The sequence below is a fragment of the Escherichia sp. E4736 genome, assembly GCF_005781225.1.
Lineage (GTDB): Bacteria > Pseudomonadota > Gammaproteobacteria > Enterobacterales > Enterobacteriaceae > Escherichia.
This window is the reverse complement of record NZ_VATT01000035.1, coordinates 1-16,607: the sequence shown is the minus strand read 5'-3', so window position 1 is coordinate 16,607 and position 16,607 is coordinate 1. Positions and strand designations below refer to the sequence as shown.

Annotated in this window: 16 protein-coding genes; all 16 read left to right on the top strand. The window is 50.3% G+C overall.

What is annotated here, in order from left to right; all coding sequences use genetic code 11:
* The first annotated feature begins 73 nt into the window (after positions 1-73).
* Positions 74-505 carry a carboxymuconolactone decarboxylase family protein gene (locus tag FEK46_RS19295; RefSeq protein WP_130208077.1) on the top strand — a complete coding sequence of 144 codons (432 nt, stop codon included), beginning with the start codon at positions 74-76 and terminating at the stop codon, positions 503-505.
* Between the two features lie 208 nt (positions 506-713).
* Entirely contained in the window at positions 714-959 is a 246-nt protein-coding gene (nrdH, locus tag FEK46_RS19285) for a glutaredoxin-like protein NrdH (protein WP_130208073.1), read from the top strand.
* Positions 956-1,366 carry a class Ib ribonucleoside-diphosphate reductase assembly flavoprotein NrdI gene (gene nrdI / locus FEK46_RS19280; protein WP_000080944.1) on the top strand — a complete coding sequence of 137 codons (411 nt, stop codon included), beginning with the start codon at positions 956-958 and terminating at the stop codon, positions 1,364-1,366. The genes nrdH and nrdI overlap by 4 nt, the downstream gene beginning before the upstream one ends.
* Positions 1,339-3,483 (top strand): class 1b ribonucleoside-diphosphate reductase subunit alpha, encoded by a 2,145-nt coding sequence (gene nrdE / locus FEK46_RS19275; protein WP_135559299.1) that lies wholly within the window; start codon positions 1,339-1,341, stop codon positions 3,481-3,483. The genes nrdI and nrdE overlap by 28 nt, the downstream gene beginning before the upstream one ends.
* Before the next feature lie 138 nt (positions 3,484-3,621).
* Positions 3,622-4,581, top strand: a complete 960-nt coding sequence (gene nrdF, locus FEK46_RS19270; protein ID WP_131162425.1) for a class 1b ribonucleoside-diphosphate reductase subunit beta — start codon at positions 3,622-3,624, stop codon at positions 4,579-4,581.
* Between the two features lie 480 nt (positions 4,582-5,061).
* On the top strand, positions 5,062-6,264 hold the full coding sequence (proV, locus tag FEK46_RS19265; RefSeq protein ID WP_000985481.1) for a glycine betaine/L-proline ABC transporter ATP-binding protein ProV: 1,203 nt from the start codon (positions 5,062-5,064) through the stop codon (positions 6,262-6,264).
* Positions 6,257-7,321, top strand: a complete 1,065-nt coding sequence (gene proW / locus FEK46_RS19260; protein ID WP_135559298.1) for a glycine betaine/L-proline ABC transporter permease ProW — start codon at positions 6,257-6,259, stop codon at positions 7,319-7,321. The genes proV and proW overlap by 8 nt, the downstream gene beginning before the upstream one ends.
* A gap of 56 nt (positions 7,322-7,377) precedes the next feature.
* Positions 7,378-8,370, top strand: a complete 993-nt coding sequence (gene proX / locus FEK46_RS19255) for a glycine betaine/L-proline ABC transporter substrate-binding protein ProX (RefSeq protein ID WP_069913916.1) — start codon at positions 7,378-7,380, stop codon at positions 8,368-8,370.
* A gap of 75 nt (positions 8,371-8,445) precedes the next feature.
* The gene (locus tag FEK46_RS23460) at positions 8,446-8,664 is read left to right on the top strand and encodes a hypothetical protein (protein WP_165383328.1); all 219 of its coding nucleotides are present in this window, start codon (positions 8,446-8,448) and stop codon (positions 8,662-8,664) included.
* A gap of 148 nt (positions 8,665-8,812) precedes the next feature.
* Positions 8,813-9,997 carry an MFS transporter gene (locus FEK46_RS19250; protein ID WP_135559297.1) on the top strand — a complete coding sequence of 395 codons (1,185 nt, stop codon included), beginning with the start codon at positions 8,813-8,815 and terminating at the stop codon, positions 9,995-9,997.
* A gap of 123 nt (positions 9,998-10,120) precedes the next feature.
* Positions 10,121-10,858 carry an L-valine exporter subunit YgaZ gene (gene ygaZ / locus FEK46_RS19245; protein ID WP_130210896.1) on the top strand — a complete coding sequence of 246 codons (738 nt, stop codon included), beginning with the start codon at positions 10,121-10,123 and terminating at the stop codon, positions 10,856-10,858.
* Positions 10,848-11,183, top strand: coding sequence for an L-valine transporter subunit YgaH (gene ygaH / locus FEK46_RS19240; RefSeq protein ID WP_130210894.1), 336 nt, complete (start codon positions 10,848-10,850; stop codon positions 11,181-11,183). Before ygaZ ends, ygaH begins: the two co-directional genes overlap by 11 nt.
* A 90-nt stretch (positions 11,184-11,273) precedes the next feature.
* Positions 11,274-11,804, top strand: a complete 531-nt coding sequence (emrR, locus tag FEK46_RS19235; protein WP_000378441.1) for a multidrug efflux transporter EmrAB transcriptional repressor EmrR — start codon at positions 11,274-11,276, stop codon at positions 11,802-11,804.
* A 126-nt stretch (positions 11,805-11,930) separates the two neighbouring features.
* On the top strand, positions 11,931-13,103 hold the full coding sequence (emrA, locus tag FEK46_RS19230) for a multidrug efflux MFS transporter periplasmic adaptor subunit EmrA (protein ID WP_001295175.1): 1,173 nt from the start codon (positions 11,931-11,933) through the stop codon (positions 13,101-13,103).
* Positions 13,104-13,119: 16 nt separating this feature from the next.
* Positions 13,120-14,658, top strand: coding sequence for a multidrug efflux MFS transporter permease subunit EmrB (gene emrB / locus FEK46_RS19225; RefSeq protein ID WP_130210892.1), 1,539 nt, complete (start codon positions 13,120-13,122; stop codon positions 14,656-14,658).
* 622 nt (positions 14,659-15,280) lie between these two features.
* The coding region (locus FEK46_RS19220) for an autotransporter-associated beta strand repeat-containing protein (RefSeq protein WP_138194799.1) at positions 15,281-16,607 on the top strand (1,327 nt) is incomplete at its 3' end.

The window sequence follows — 16,607 nt, the reverse complement described above, 5'->3', positions numbered from 1 at the left end:
TACGTAATTTATGGCTCTCTTTAGCAGTCCATTATAGTGCTACATTGCGGGCGTTAATAAGAGGAGAAACTGTATGACTACATTACGTCAGCCTTACTACGAACTTAGCCCGGCAGTGTATAACGCACTGGTGCAGGCCAAAACGGCACTGGAAAATAGCGCGCTGGATACCACGCTGATGGAGTTAATTTATTTGCGCGTCTCGCAAATCAATGGCTGCGCATTTTGTCTGGAGATGCACAGCAAAGCATTACGCAAATCCGGTGTGCCGCAGCACAAACTGGACGCCCTGGCAGGCTGGCGCGTAAGCCATCATTTTGACGATCGCGAGCGGGCGGCGCTGGCATGGGCGGAATCGGTGACCGATATTGCCCGAACCCATGCGGAAGACGAGGTTTATCAGCCTTTGCTTGAATATTTCAGTGCAGCAGAGATCAGCGACTTAACGTTTGCCATCGGGCTGATGAATTGTTTTAACCGTCTGGCCGTTTCCATGCGCATGTAACTTCTTGATGCCGGGTATTCGCCCGGCCAAAAAACACAAAATCCCCTACCCCGTTGAGCCATTCAGCGGTGGCGTAATCAATCTAAAATTCCCATATCTTGTATGGTTGAATCTTTTTTCAACTACATCTAGTATCTCTGTATCAACAGAGAGACAACCCGACGCGTATCATCGCGCCGTATCTTCATTTTAAACGGAAATACGAATCATGCGCATTACTATTTACACTCGTAACGATTGCGTTCAGTGCCACGCCACCAAACGGGCGATGGAAAACCGGGGCTTTGACTTTGAAATGATTAATGTCGATCACGTCCCTGAAGCAGCAGAAACGTTGCGTGCTCAGGGCTTTCGCCAGTTACCGGTGGTAATTGCTGGCGATCTTAGCTGGTCTGGCTTCCGCCCGGACATGATCAACCGTCTGCATCCTGCGCCACACGCGGCCAGTGCATGAGCCAGCTCGTCTACTTTTCCAGCAGCTCCGAAAATACGCAGCGTTTTATCGAACGTTTAGGGCTGCCCGCGGTGCGCATCCCGCTCAATGAGCGGGAACGGATTCAGGTAGACGAGCCTTACATCCTGATCGTGCCCTCTTACGGCGGCGGCGGTACGGCTGGCGCGGTGCCACGACAGGTAATTCGCTTTTTAAACGACGAGCATAACCGGGCGTTGCTGCGCGGCGTGATTGCTTCGGGTAATCGCAACTTTGGTGAGGCGTATGGCCGCGCCGGAGATGTGATTGCTCAAAAATGCGGCGTGCCGTGGCTATACCGCTTTGAACTCATGGGTACGCAAAGCGATATCGAAAACGTTCGTAAAGGAGTAACCGAATTTTGGCAACGACAACCGCAGAACGCCTGACGCAGGAAACGATGGATTACCACGCGCTGAATGCGATGCTTAACCTTTACGATAGCGCAGGTCGCATTCAGTTCGATAAAGATCGCCAGGCCGTTGACGTCTTTATGACGACGCATGTGCGCCCGAACAGTGTGACCTTCAGTAGCCAGCAGCAGCGCCTGAACTGGCTGGTCAACGAAGGTTACTATGATGAAAGCGTTCTTAATCGCTACTCTCGCGATTTTGTCATTACACTGTTTGCCCACGCGCACGCCAGCGGTTTTCGTTTTCAGACATTCCTCGGAGCATGGAAGTTTTACACCAGCTATACGTTGAAGACATTCGACGGTAAGCGTTATCTGGAAGATTTTGCCGATCGAGTCACGATGGTGGCGCTGACGCTGGCACAAGGCGATGAAACACTGGCGACGCAACTGACTGATGAGATGCTGTCAGGACGCTTTCAGCCTGCCACGCCAACATTCCTCAACTGCGGTAAACAGCAGCGCGGCGAGCTGGTTTCCTGTTTTCTGCTGCGTATTGAAGACAATATGGAGTCGATTGGCCGGGCGGTAAATTCCGCACTGCAACTGTCGAAACGCGGCGGCGGCGTGGCATTTTTGCTGTCGAATCTGCGGGAAGCGGGCGCGCCAATTAAACGTATTGAAAATCAATCTTCTGGCGTAATTCCGGTGATGAAAATGCTGGAAGACGCATTTTCCTATGCCAACCAGCTCGGCGCTCGTCAGGGTGCTGGCGCAGTCTATTTACATGCCCATCATCCCGATATTCTGCGTTTTCTCGATACAAAACGGGAAAATGCCGACGAAAAAATCCGCATTAAAACGCTGTCCCTGGGCGTGGTGATCCCGGATATCACTTTCCATCTGGCAAAAGAGAATGCGCAGATGGCACTGTTTTCGCCTTATGACGTTGAGCGAGTTTATGGCAAGCCATTTGCCGATATCGCCATCAGCCAACACTATGACGAACTGGTTGCCGATGAACGCATCTGCAAAAAATACATCAACGCCCGTGATTTCTTCCAGCGACTGGCAGAAATTCAGTTTGAGTCCGGCTATCCCTACATCATGTATGAAGACACGGTAAACCGTGCTAACCCTATCGCCGGGCGCATAAATATGAGTAATCTCTGCTCAGAGATTTTGCAGGTTAACAGCGCCTCAGAGTATGACGAGAATCTCGACTATGCCCGCACAGGCCATGATATTTCCTGCAATTTAGGTTCGTTGAATATTGCCCACACCATGGATTCCCCCGACTTTGCCCGCACGGTAGCGACTGCCGTACGCGGTTTAACAGCGGTGTCAGATATGAGTCATATCCGCAGCGTGCCGTCCATCGAAGCCGGAAATGCCGCCTCACACGCCATCGGACTGGGGCAGATGAATTTACACGGTTATCTGGCGCGAGAAGGCATCGCTTATGGTTCACCGGAAGCACTGGATTTCACCAATCTCTATTTCTACACCATCACCTGGCACGCACTGCGTACCTCGATGTTGCTGGCGCGCGAACGCGGTGAAACCTTCGCCGGGTTCAAACAGTCACGCTATGCCAGTGGTGAATATTTTAGCCAATATCTGCAAGGTAACTGGCAGCCGAAAACGGCGAAAGTTGGCGAACTGTTTGCCCGTAGCGGAATTACGTTACCTACCCGTGAGATGTGGGCGCAGCTGCGCGACGACGTGATGCGCTACGGCATTTACAACCAGAATCTCCAGGCGGTGCCACCAACCGGTTCCATCTCTTACATCAACCATGCCACGTCGAGTATTCATCCGATTGTGGCGAAAGTAGAGATACGCAAAGAGGGCAAAACAGGACGCGTTTACTACCCTGCCCCGTTTATGACTAACGAAAATCTGGCGCTGTATCAGGATGCTTACGAAATTGGCGCAGAAAAGATCATCGACACCTACGCCGAAGCGACTCGCCATGTCGATCAGGGGCTGTCGCTGACGCTATTTTTCCCCGATACCGCTACCACTCGCGATATCAACAAAGCGCAGATTTACGCCTGGCGCAAAGGCATCAAAACGCTCTATTACATTCGCCTGCGTCAGATGGCGCTGGAAGGCACTGAAATTGAAGGCTGCGTCTCCTGCTCGCTCTAAGAGACTGAAAAATAATTGCAATATATTGAATTTGCATGATTTTGTAGGTCGGATAAGGCGTTCACGCCGCATCCGGCAGGAACAAAGCGCACATTGCCAAAAATCGGAGCCTGATGAGTCCGGCTTTAAGGAATATCTATGAAACTCTCACGTATCAGCGCCATCAACTGGAACAAGATAGCAGACGATAAAGATCTGGAGGTGTGGAATCGCCTGACCAGCAATTTCTGGCTCCCGGAAAAGGTGCCACTATCGAACGATATTCCTGCGTGGCAGACATTAAGTGCCGTAGAACAACAACTGACGATGCGCGTTTTTACTGGCCTGACGCTGCTCGACACGCTGCAAAATGTTATCGGCGCGCCTTCGCTGATGCCCGATGCGCTCACGCCTCATGAAGAGGCGATATTATCGAATATCAGCTTTATGGAAGCGGTTCATGCCCGCTCTTACAGTTCGATTTTCTCGACGTTGTGCCAGACCAAAGATGTCGATGCCGCCTACGCCTGGAGTGAAGAAAACGCGCCGTTGCAGCGAAAAGCGCAGATTATTCAGCAACATTATCGCGGCGATAATCCGCTGAAAAAGAAAATCGCCAGTGTCTTTCTTGAATCATTTTTGTTCTATTCTGGCTTCTGGCTGCCGATGTATTTTTCCAGTCGCGGAAAGCTGACCAATACCGCAGACCTGATCCGTCTGATTATCCGCGATGAAGCAGTCCACGGTTACTACATCGGCTATAAATATCAGAAAAAAATGGAAAAGATTTCCCAGGCACAACGTGAAGAGTTAAAGAGTTTCGCCTTCGATTTGTTGCTGGAACTTTATGACAACGAGTTGCAATACACCGATGAGCTGTACGCCGAAACCCCGTGGGCTGACGATGTGAAAGCGTTTCTCTGTTACAACGCCAATAAGGCGTTGATGAATCTGGGCTACGAACCGTTATTTCCCGCAGAAATGGCAGAAGTGAATCCGGCAATCCTCGCCGCGCTTTCGCCGAATGCCGATGAAAATCACGATTTCTTTTCCGGTTCAGGCTCCTCTTATGTGATGGGGAAAGCGGTTGAAACAGAAGATGAAGACTGGAATTTCTGACAGGGTTATTTTTCAAAAATATCACTACCCGCAGCAGGGAAATAATTCCCGCCAAATATACTCGTCATACTTCAAGTTGCATGTGCTGCGTCTGCGTTCGCTCACCCCAGTCACTTACTTATGTAAGCTCATGGGGATTCACTCGCTTGTCGCCTTCCTGCAACTCGAATTATTTAGAGTATAGCTTTATATCACACAAATAATTTGTGGTGATCTACACTGACTCTCTGTTGCATTATTCGCCTGAAACTACAATATTCAGGCGTTTTTTCTCTATCTATAAAAAAAATATCAACTTTTCTAGATTTGCTCTCAGCCCTTATATCACGGGAAATTCCGGCAATTTGCTCGTATCAATATTCATGCCACATTTGCCATCAGGGGTTGCCTCAGATTCTCAGTATGTTAGGGTAGAAAAAAGTGACTATTTCCATTGGGTAATATATCGACATAAACAAATAACAGGAATCTTTCTATTGCATGGCAATTAAATTAGAAATTAAAAATCTTTATAAAATATTTGGCGAGCATCCACAGCGAGCTTTCAAATATATCGAACAAGGACTTTCAAAAGAACAAATTCTGGAAAAAACTGGGCTATCGCTTGGCGTAAAAGACGCCAGTCTGGCCATTGAAGAAGGCGAGATATTTGTCATCATGGGATTATCCGGTTCGGGTAAATCCACAATGGTACGCCTTCTCAATCGCCTGATTGAACCCACCCGCGGGCAAGTGCTGATTGACGGTGTGGATATTGCCAAAATATCCGACGCCGAACTCCGTGAGGTGCGCAGAAAAAAGATTGCGATGGTCTTCCAGTCCTTTGCCTTAATGCCGCATATGACCGTGCTGGACAATACTGCGTTCGGTATGGAATTGGCCGGAATTAATGCCGAAGAACGCCGGGAAAAAGCCATTGATGCACTGCGTCAGGTCGGGCTGGAAAATTATGCCCACAGCTACCCGGACGAACTCTCTGGCGGGATGCGTCAACGTGTGGGATTAGCCCGCGCGTTAGCGATTAATCCGGATATATTATTAATGGACGAAGCCTTCTCGGCGCTCGATCCATTAATTCGCACCGAGATGCAGGATGAGCTGGTAAAATTACAGGCGAAACATCAGCGTACCATTGTCTTTATTTCCCACGATCTCGATGAAGCCATGCGTATTGGCGACCGAATTGCCATTATGCAAAATGGTGAAGTGGTACAGGTCGGCACACCGGATGAAATTCTCAATAATCCAGCGAATGATTATGTCCGCACCTTCTTCCGTGGCGTCGATATTAGTCAAGTATTCAGTGCGAAAGATATTGCCCGCCGCAGCCCTAATGGCTTAATTCGTAAAACCCCTGGCTTCGGCCCGCGTTCGGCACTGAAATTATTGCAGGATGAAGATCGCGAATATGGCTACGTTATCGAACGCGGTAATAAGTTTGTCGGCGCAGTGTCTATCGATTCGCTTAAGGCCGCATTAACGCAGCAGCAAGGTCTTGATGCAGCACTGATTGATGCGCCGTTAGCGGTCGATGCGCAAACGCCTCTTAGCGAGTTGCTCTCTCATGTCGGACAGGCGCCCTGTGCGGTGCCCGTGGTCGACGAGGACCAACAGTATGTCGGCATCATTTCGAAAGGAATGCTGCTGCGCGCTTTAGATCGTGAGGGGGTAAATAATGGCTGATCAAAATAATCCGTGGGATACCACACCAGCGGCGGACAGTGCCGCACAATCCGCAGATGCCTGGGGTACACCGGCTGCTACACCGACTGACGGTGGTGGCGCCGACTGGCTGACCAGCACGCCTGCGCCAAACGCCGAGCATTTTAACATTCTCGATCCGTTCCATAAGACGCTGATCCCACTCGACAGTTGGGTCACTGAAGGGATCGACTGGGTCGTTACCCATTTCCGTCCCGTCTTCCAGGGCGTGCGCGTTCCGGTCGATTATATCCTCAACGGTTTCCAGCAACTGCTGCTGGGGATGCCCGCGCCGGTGGCGATTATCGTTTTCGCTCTCATCGCCTGGCAAATTTCCGGTGTCGGAATGGGCGTCGCGACGCTGGTTTCGCTGATTGCCATCGGCGCAATCGGTGCCTGGTCGCAGGCCATGGTTACCCTGGCGCTGGTGTTAACCGCCCTGCTGTTCTGTATCGTCATCGGTTTGCCGTTGGGGATCTGGCTGGCGAGAAGTCCGCGAGCGGCGAAAATTATTCGTCCACTGCTTGATGCCATGCAGACCACGCCAGCGTTTGTTTATCTGGTACCAATCGTCATGCTGTTTGGTATCGGCAACGTGCCGGGCGTGGTGGTGACGATCATCTTTGCGCTGCCGCCGATTATCCGTCTGACTATTCTGGGGATTAACCAGGTTCCGGCGGATCTGATTGAAGCCTCGCGCTCATTCGGTGCCAGCCCGCGCCAGATGCTGTTCAAAGTTCAGTTACCGCTGGCGATGCCGACCATTATGGCGGGCGTTAACCAGACGCTGATGCTGGCCCTTTCTATGGTGGTCATTGCCTCGATGATTGCCGTCGGCGGGCTGGGTCAGATGGTACTTCGCGGTATCGGTCGTCTGGATATGGGGCTTGCCACCGTAGGCGGTGTCGGGATTGTGATCCTCGCCATTATCCTCGATCGCCTGACTCAGGCCGTTGGGCGTGACTCACGCAGCCGCGGCAACCGTCGCTGGTACACCACTGGCCCTGTCGGTCTGCTGACCCGTCCATTCAATAAGTAACTCTGCACTTGCCCGGTGACGCCGGGCATATCACCCTGCCAAAAAAAGGAATAACAATGCGACATAGCGTACTTTTTGCGACAGCGTTTGCCACGCTTATCTCTACACAAACTTTTGCTGCCGATCTGCCGGGCAAAGGCATTACTGTTAATCCAGTTCAGAGCACCATCACTGAAGAAACCTTCCAGACGCTGCTGGTGAGTCGTGCGCTGGAGAAATTAGGTTATACCGTCAATAAACCCAGCGAAGTGGATTACAACGTTGGCTACACCTCGCTTGCTTCCGGCGATGCAACCTTCACCGCCGTGAACTGGACGCCGCTGCATGACAACATGTACGAAGCTGCCGGTGGCGATAAGAAATTTTATCGCGAAGGGGTATTTGTTAACGGCGCGGCGCAGGGTTACCTGATCGATAAGAAAACTGCCGACCAGTACAAAATCACCAACATCGCGCAACTGAAAGATCCGAAGATCGCTAAACTGTTCGATACCAACGGCGATGGCAAAGCGGATTTAACCGGCTGTAATCCTGGCTGGGGCTGCGAAGGAGCCATCAACCACCAGCTTGCTGCGTATGAACTGACCAACACCGTGACGCATAATCAGGGGAACTATGCGGCGATGATGGCCGACACCATCAGTCGCTACAAAGAGGGCAAACCGGTGTTTTACTACACCTGGACGCCGTACTGGGTGAGTAACGAACTGAAGCCGGGGAAAGATGTGGTCTGGTTGCAGGTGCCGTTCTCCGCACTGCCGGGCGATAAAAATGCCGATACCAAACTGCCGAATGGCGCGAATTACGGCTTCCCGGTCAGCACCATGCATATCGTTGCCAACAAAGCCTGGGCCGAGAAAAATCCGGCGGCAGCCAAACTGTTTGCCATTATGCAGTTGCCAGTGGCAGATATTAACGCCCAGAACGCCATTATGCATGACGGCAAAGCCTCAGAAGGCGATATTCAGGGCCACGTTGATGGCTGGATCAAAGCCCACCAGCAGCAGTTCGATGGCTGGGTGAAGGAGGCGCTGGCAGCGCAGAAGTAAATATTGATAACCGCGCAGATAATGCTCATGTGAGTAAAACAATTGCAGCGATGGTTTTAATCCGGCTGAAAATCGATGAGACGTTTTCTGAAGGCCGGGGCGATGCGCGGCGAGGGCGCGTCTTACAGGGATGTTACCTCGCGCCCGTACCCGATAGCCGTAAGAAATAAGTCGAATGTACCGCGTAGCGGCGATTTTGTGCCAAAAGCCTGGGTCGCCAGGGTGGTGGCGACTGAGCCACCCTGGCACGTTCACCAGCAAAATAGTGACAAAGTAGCTATAGTCTGGAAGTGAACGTAACATTTGCCTTAGTGACATATTTCACCTTCAAATACCCTCTCCCCATTACCCGCACATTTCAACAATCTATCTTTCATCCCATATTCATCAACATCCGCTATTATTGATTTCCAGCTTAATCATCACCTGATGAACAAAAATAATGACTAAACCCAATCATGAGCTTAGCCCGGCGCTGATCGTGCTAATGTCGATCGCCACCGGTCTGGCGGTCGCCAGCAATTATTACGCACAGCCATTGCTCGACACCATCGCGCGTAACTTTTCCCTTTCCGCCAGTTCGGCAGGCTTTATTGTTACAGCCGCGCAGTTGGGCTATGCCGCAGGTCTGCTGTTTCTTGTTCCATTGGGTGATATGTTTGAACGCCGCCGCCTGATTGTCACCATGACCTTACTGGCAGCCGGTGGCATGTTAATCACTGCCAGCAGTCAGTCGCTGGCGATGATGATCCTCGGTACGGCATTAACCGGTTTATTCTCGGTCGTGGCACAAATTCTGGTTCCACTGGCGGCGACGCTGGCTTCACCGGACAAACGCGGCAAGGTGGTTGGCACCATTATGAGTGGCCTGCTGCTGGGGATTTTGCTGGCGCGTACCGTTGCCGGGCTGCTGGCGAATCTCGGCGGCTGGCGCACCGTCTTTTGGGTCGCATCGGTGTTAATGGCACTGATGGCACTGGCGTTATGGCGCGGCCTGCCACAAATGAAATCTGAAACCCACCTCAACTACCCACAGTTGCTTGGTTCCGTTTTCAGCATGTTTATCAGCGATAAGATCCTGCGCACCCGCGCGTTGCTGGGCTGCCTGACCTTTGCTAACTTCAGCATTCTCTGGACATCAATGGCTTTTTTGCTCGCCGCGCCGCCTTTTAATTACAGCGATGGCGTAATTGGTCTGTTTGGACTTGCAGGAGCTGCCGGGGCGTTGGGCGCTCGCCCGGCGGGCGGTTTTGCCGATAAGGGCAAATCGCATCTCACAACAACGTTTGGTCTGCTGCTGTTGTTACTTTCATGGTTGGCGATCTGGTTTGGCCACGCTTCCGTACTGGCGCTAATTATCGGCATTCTGATACTGGATCTCACCGTGCAGGGCGTGCATATCACCAATCAAACCGTGATTTATCGTATTCATCCTGATGCACGTAATCGCCTGACCGCAGGTTACATGACCAGCTACTTTATTGGCGGTGCCGCCGGTTCGCTAATTTCAGCCTCAGCCTGGCAACATGGCGGTTGGGCTGGCGTTTGTCTGGCTGGCGCGACGATTGCCCTGGTTAACTTACTGGTCTGGTGGCGAGGTTTTCATCGTCAGGAAGTCGCAAATTAAGCAATCAGCAACCGTTTTCGTGGCTTTACACTTATAAGGGTGTTAAGAATCCCATCAGTCTGATAAGGTTAGGATATTCATCCAGACTATTAATAATATTAACAATCGTTAAGCGTACACTCTATGGTAAGCCCTACTCCACTGCCTGCTTCTGGTTCGGCGACCTTCATGGAAGGCTGCAAAGACAGTTTACCGATTGTTATTAGTTATATTCCGGTGGCCTTTGCATTTGGTCTGAATGCGACCCGTCTGGGATTCTCTCCCCTGGAAAGCGTTTTTTTCTCCTGCATTATTTATGCAGGAGCGAGCCAGTTTGTCATCACCGCAATGCTGGCAGCTGGTAGTAGCTTGTGGGTAGCCGCATTGACCGTTATGGCAATGGATGTTCGCCATGTACTATATGGTCCATCGTTGCGTAGCCGCATTGTTCAACGCCTGCAAAAATCGAAAACCGCACTGTGGGCATTTGGCCTGACGGACGAAGTTTTTGCCGCAGCAACGGCAAAACTGGTACGTAATAATCGCCGCTGGAGCGAAAACTGGATGATCGGCATTGCCTTCAGTTCATGGTCATCGTGGGTATTTGGTACGGTAATAGGGGCATTTTCGGGCAGCGGTTTGCTGCAAGGTTATCCAGCCGTCGAAGCAGCATTAGGCTTTATGCTGCCGGCACTCTTTATGAGTTTTCTGCTCGCCTCTTTCCAGCGCAAACAATCCCTTTGCGTTACCGCAGCGTTAGTTGGTGCCCTTGCTGGCGTAACGCTATTTTCTATTCCCGTCGCCATTCTGGCAGGCATTGTCTTTGGCTGCCTCACTGCGTTAATCCAGTCATTCTGGCAAGGAGCACCTGATGAGCTATGAGGTTCTGCTGCTTGGATTACTGGTTGGCGCGGCGAATTACTGCTTCCGCTATTTACCCCTACGCCTGCGAGTGGGCAATGCCCGCCCAACCAAGCGTGGCGCAGTGGGTATTTTGCTCGACACCATTGGCATCGCCTCGATTTGCGCTCTGCTGGTTGTCTCTACCGCACCAGAAGTGATACACGATTCACGCCGTTTCGTACCCACGCTGGTCGGTTTTGCGGTACTGGGAGCCAGTTTCTATAAAACACGCAGCATCATTATTCCCACTTTATTGAGTGCGCTGGCCTACGGGCTGACGTGGAAAGTGATGACGTTTCTATAGACCACAAGAATCATTTTTCTAAAACAATACATTTACTTTATTTGTCACTGTCGTTACTATATCGGCTGAAATTAATGAGGTCATACCCAAATGGATAGTTCGTTTACGCCCATTGAACAAATGCTAAAATTTCGCGCCAGCCGCCACGAAGATTTTCCTTATCAGGAGATCCTTCTGACCCGTCTTTGTATGCATATGCAAAGCAAGCTGCTGGAGAACCGCAATAAAATGCTGAAGGCTCAGGGGATTAACGAGACGTTGTTTATGGCGTTGATTACGCTGGAGTCTCAGGAAAACCACAGTATTCAGCCTTCTGAATTGAGCTGTGCTCTTGGATCATCCCGTACCAATGCGACGCGTATTGCCGATGAGCTGGAAAAACGTGGCTGGATCGAACGTCGTGAAAGCGATAACGATCGCCGCTGTCTGCATCTGCAATTAACGGAAAAAGGTCACGAGTTTTTGCGCGAGGTTTTACCGCCGCAGCATAACTGCCTGCATCAACTCTGGTCCGCGCTCAGCACAACAGAAAAAGATCAGCTCGAGCAAATCACCCGCAAATTGCTCTCTCGTCTCGATCAGATGGAACAAGACGGTGCTGTTCTCGAAGCGATGAGCTAACGCGTCATCTCGCTCAAAAATCCAGACTTATAAAAGAAAAACTGACCGGCCAGCATCGCAACGTGCTGGCCTTTTTGGCAAGCAGGTCGGCTCAGCCGATGAGTTAAGAAGATCGTGGAGAATACTATGAGCGCAAATGCGGAGACACAAACCCCGCAGCAACCGGTAAAGAAGAGCGGCAAACGTAAGCGTCTGCTCCTCCTTCTCACCTTGCTCTTTATTATTATTGCCGTAGCGATAGGGATTTATTGGTTTTTGGTACTGCGTCATTTCGAAGAAACGGATGACGCATACGTGGCAGGAAATCAGATTCAAATTATGTCTCAGGTGTCAGGCAGTGTGACGAAAGTCTGGGCCGATAACACCGATTTTGTAAAAGAAGGCGATGTGCTGGTCACTCTCGACCCGACGGATGCTCGCCAGGCGTTTGAAAAAGCCAAAACTGCGCTGGCTTCCAGCGTACGTCAAACCCACCAACTGATGATTAACAGCAAACAGTTGCAGGCAAATATTGAGGTGCAGAAAATCGCCCTCGCCAAAGCTCAGAGTGACTACAACCGCCGCGTGCCGCTGGGCAATGCCAACTTGATTGGCCGCGAAGAGCTGCAACACGCCCGCGACGCCGTCACCAGCGCCCAGGCGCAGCTGGATGTCGCCATTCAACAATACAATGCCAATCAGGCGATGATTCTGGGGACTAAACTGGAAGATCAACCTGCCGTGCAACAGGCTGCCACTGAAGTGCGTAATGCCTGGCTGGCGCTGGAGCGTACCCGTATTGTCAGCCCGATGACTGGTTATGTCTCCCGTCGCGCAGTACAGCCTGGTGCACAAATTAGCCCAACCACGCCGCTGATGGCGGTCGTTCCAGCCACGAATATGTGGGTGGATGCTAACTTTAAAGAGACGCAGATTGCCAATATGCGCATCGGTCAGCCGGTTACCATCACCACCGATATTTACGGCGATGATGTGAAATACACCGGTAAAGTGGTTGGTCTGGATATGGGTACGGGTAGCGCGTTCTCGCTGCTTCCGGCGCAAAACGCCACCGGTAACTGGATCAAAGTCGTTCAGCGTCTGCCTGTTCGTATCGAACTGGACCAGAAACAGTTGGAGCAATACCCGCTGCGTATCGGTTTATCCACGCTGGTGAGCGTCAATACCACTAACCGTGACGGCCAGGTACTGGCAAACAAAGTACGCTCCACACCGGTCGCGGTAAGCACCGCGCGTGAAATCAGCCTGGCACCTGTCAATAAACTGATCGACGACATCGTAAAAGCTAACGCTGGCTAATCCAGAGGTGCGTGTGATGCAACAGCAAAAACCGCTGGAAGGCGCGCAACTGGTCATTATGACGATTGCGCTGTCGCTGGCGACATTCATGCAGGTGCTGGACTCCACCATTGCTAACGTGGCGATCCCCACTATCGCCGGGAACCTGGGTTCATCACTCAGTCAGGGAACGTGGGTAATCACCTCCTTCGGGGTGGCGAATGCCATCTCGATCCCTCTTACCGGCTGGCTGGCAAAGCGCTTCGGGGAAGTGAAACTGTTCCTCTGGTCGACCATCGCCTTCGCCATTGCTTCGTGGGCATGTGGTGTCTCCAGCAGTCTGAATATGCTGATCTTCTTCCGCGTGATTCAGGGGATTGTCGCCGGGCCATTGATCCCGCTTTCGCAAAGTCTGTTACTGAATAACTACCCACCGGCCAAACGTTCTATCGCGCTGGCGTTGTGGTCGATGACGGTGATTGTCGCGCCAATTTGCGGCCCGATCCTCGGCGGTTATATCAGTGATAATTACCACTGGGGCTGGATATTCTTCATCAACGTGCCGATTGGCGTGGCGGTGGTGTTGATGACACTACAAACCCTGCGCGGACGCGAAACCCGCACCGAACGGCGGCGGATTGATGCCGTGGGGCTGGCGCTGCTGGTGATTGGTATCGGCAGCCTGCAGATTATGCTCGACCGGGGTAAAGAGCTGGACTGGTTCTCATCACAGGAAATTATCATCCTCACCGTGGTGGCGGTGGTGGCTATCTGCTTCCTGATTGTCTGGGAGCTAACGGATGATAACCCGATAGTCGATCTGTCGTTGTTTAAGTCGCGCAACTTCACCATCGGCTGCTTATGTATCAGCCTCGCGTATATGCTCTACTTCGGCGCTATTGTTCTGCTGCCGCAGCTGTTGCAGGAAGTCTACGGCTACACGGCAACATGGGCAGGGCTGGCCTCTGCGCCGGTAGGGATTATTCCGGTGATCCTGTCGCCGATTATCGGTCGATTTGCGCATAAACTGGATATGCGGCGGCTGGTGACGTTCAGCTTTATTATGTATGCCGTCTGCTTCTACTGGCGTGCCTATACCTTTGAACCGGGTATGGATTTTGGCGCGTCGGCCTGGCCGCAGTTTATCCAGGGCTTCGCAGTGGCCTGCTTCTTTATGCCGCTGACCACCATTACGCTGTCTGGTCTGCCACCGGAACGACTGGCGGCGGCGTCGAGCCTCTCCAACTTTACGCGAACGCTGGCGGGGTCTATCGGTACGTCCATAACGACGACGATGTGGACTAACCGCGAGTCGATGCACCATGCTCAGTTGACCGAATCGGTGAACCCGTATAACCCGAACGCCCAGGCGATGTACAGTCAACTGGAAGGTCTGGGGATGACGCAACAGCAGGCATCGGGCTGGATTGCTCAGCAGATCACCAATCAGGGGCTGATTATTTCCGCCAATGAGATCTTCTGGATGTCAGCCGGGATATTCCTCATCCTGCTGGGGCTGGTGTGGTTTGCTAAACCGCCATTTGGCGCAGGTGGCGGCGGAGGCGGTGCGCACTAAGGTTGTTCAAGGGAGCTGCGGCTCCCTTTTTGCTTGCTCATTCTGTAAACGGTTGTTTAATCAACGCCAAATGATGCCATTATTGAGAGTTGCTTAATAAACAGTTCTGCAATCAAAAAAATAGACAATGTATTTATATTCTTCTTAAGAATCGTGTGTTTTATCTCATATTTTTATGCGTTTTATCGATACACAGAAATCACATTTATATTATTTTTTTGATAAAAATCCTGGTGTTTACCCCCTTCTAAGAAGATGTGCAAACAATAAACACGCAATTAATTCGTCATTTTTATTAAATTCAAAATAATATCTACATCATACATCTTAATGATTTTCCTCATTTTTCTTTTTATCATTTTTTACCACTTAAGATATTTAAAGATTTTTGCTACAGAAAACTATGCAACTTATTTTTTAGCACAACACCTAAACCATCAAAATAAATTAATATTAAATTAACCATAAATTAAACTGATTTATAAACATTGGTTTCACGCACTACTCTTCATTTGAAGAAACAGTAACCTGTTCCAAAGACGTTAAAATCTAATTTTCTTACGTAGTTACTGTGAGTTCATTATTTATCTAAAAATAAATCATAAGGATGAGAAGGAACTTTATGAACATCAAAAAGCATCCCTTGTCAACGCTGGCAATAGCTATTTCAACCGTGTTATCAATACCCGTTTCACTGGCATGGACACCACCCACGACCATCAACAGTGATGTTACCATCGACAATAATGATGTTGTAACGCTATCCTCATCCGAAAATAATTCATCAGCCTGGGATCAATTTCATTATCTTAATGTTGGTTCAAAAAGTGAAGGAACATTGAATATAGATGGGCGGGATCTGTCTACGGCTAAAATCGTAATCGGCAATGCTACCTCCGGGGTAATGAAATTAGAAAATAATACTCATCTAACGCTTAGTCATGCATCGCCTAATGAACGCGATGTTTATTTAGGTAAGAATGGTGGTTCAGGAACCTTAATGGTGCTTAGCGGCAGTACTATCACCGATTTAAATGAATTCAGAATCGGTGAATTTAATTACCAGGCACAGGGTCAAGTTGTTATTGACGGTGAGGGTTCATCCGTTGCCGCACGGTATGTGATGGTAGGCGATCAGGGGACGGGTAAACTCGAAATCACTCATGGCGGTCATCTTACAGCATCAAAGGATGTGCTCATTGGTTTTACTGGAAGTTCAGGTGATTTTCACGGGACTGGATACGGTGAAACGCTGGTTGATGGCGACAATTCTTCATTAACAGTGAATGAATATATCAACCTCGGGGGATTGAGTTCATTGCAGAACGAGGCCAAGGGGATACTTACCGTTAGTAATAATGCCACGGTCAGTGCTAATCAATTTATCTGGCTTGGGATAGCAGAAACCAGCACCGGTATTCTAAACATTGGTGGAGCGCAGGGAGAAGCAGAACAGAAAGCGGGGATCATCAAGACGCCGATTATCCATATGGGAAGCAATGTCGGGAATAGTACTGCCCAAATTAATTTTAACCACTCCAGCGAAGATTTTATCCTGGCTGCAGATATAGTTGGCAAAGGCGAAGTTAACCAGGAAGGTTCCGGCGTCACGACGTTGACTGGCGCAAATACCTACTCTGGCCAAACAAATATTAATAAAGGCACCTTGCGCGCCGGTATCAACGATACCTTCAGCCCAAACTCCGATTATGTTGTCGACAGTGAAGGGAATATCGATTTAGACGGTTTTTCACAAACCTTAAATACACTGGATTTGGCGGGTACAGCAACACTGTCTTCCTCAAAAAATGGCGACAAATTCACGCCTGCCACACTCACCATTAATGGCAATTACACTGCTAATAATGGTTTGTTAGTTATGCGTACCGAACTCGGCGATGATAATTCCGCGACTGATAAACTCATCGTAAAAGGGGATACTTCCGGTA